This is a genomic window from Pseudomonas sp. FIP_A4 (assembly GCF_036701605.1).
In the GTDB taxonomy this organism is placed as follows: Bacteria; Pseudomonadota; Gammaproteobacteria; order Pseudomonadales; family Pseudomonadaceae; genus Stutzerimonas; species Stutzerimonas phenolilytica.
The window spans coordinates 1-408 of record NZ_JAYDXP010000068.1; the positions used below are offsets into that span (position 1 = coordinate 1).

Sequence of the window (408 nt, forward strand, 5' to 3'; positions counted from 1 at the left end):
CTGGCCTTCCTCGGGCAGCAGGTTGTCGAAGTACCATTGCACCGGCCGGTTCGTGGCGCCGTCGCGTTGTAGCCCTTCGACCAGCGGGTGACTACTTCAAGCACGCTGACGCACTGCCGCTGCAGGCGCTGACCGCGATCAGCGGCTACCTGCACGAATCCCGGCGCGGTGGTCAGACGCTCAGACGATCAGCGCAGCCAGAGACCACAGCGGGATTTCTCCTGCACCATCTGCGCACGCAGGGGGGTGGCGCCCTGCCCGGCAACTACAAATTCTACGATGACCACTATCGCCCGCTGGGTGATCCGCAATCCTTTAATCGCTGCCATTAAACGCAAGGAGCGAAACGACCATGGAACTTGTCTTAGATATGGTAGGCGCCCAGCAATTCGTGCCTGGGCTGCTGAC

1 pseudogene is annotated in these 408 nt (G+C 61.5%); it reads left to right on the forward strand.

From position 1 onward, the window contains the following. Window positions 1-332: pseudogene (locus U8L64_RS00545) on the forward strand (hypothetical protein); the annotation flags it as partial. Window positions 333-408: the final 76 nt, after the last annotated feature.